This window comes from Bartonella capreoli (assembly GCF_902813205.1).
Taxonomy (GTDB): Bacteria; Pseudomonadota; Alphaproteobacteria; order Rhizobiales; family Rhizobiaceae; genus Bartonella; species Bartonella schoenbuchensis.
Genome location: NZ_CADDZX010000237.1, coordinates 1 through 440, shown reverse-complemented (window position 1 = coordinate 440; position 440 = coordinate 1). Strand labels below are relative to the sequence as shown.

The 440-nt window shown below is 43.6% G+C and carries 1 pseudogene; it reads left to right on the top strand.

Going from position 1 to position 440, the window contains the following annotated elements:
• Positions 1-440: pseudogene (locus J7R05_RS08230) on the top strand (ATP-binding protein); the annotation flags it as partial.

The window sequence follows — 440 nt, the reverse complement described above, 5'->3', positions numbered from 1 at the left end:
TACAACATTGTGTGATTGATCCAGAGGGCGATTTTGTCACTTTTGCAGATAAATTTGGTCATGTTATTGTTGAGGCTCAATGCAGCGAATTAGAATTGACACGTATTGCTCAACGCATTCGTCAACATCGGGTTTCGGTGGTGTTCAATCTTGAAGGTTTGGATGCTGAACAACAGATGCGCGCTGTGGGGGCTTTTCTTGGTGCATTGTTTGATGTGGAACGTGATTATTGGTATCCCATGCTCGTTGTTGTTGATGAAGCACAATTATTTGCTCCAGCTGCGGCAGGAGAAGTTTCTGATGAAGCGCGTAAAATTTCACTGAGTGCTATGACTAATCTTATGTGTCGAGGGCGCAAACGTGGTCTTGCAGGTGTCATTGCTACACAGCGTTTGGCTAAACTTGCCAAAAATGTAGCTGCTGAAGCCTCAAATTTTTTA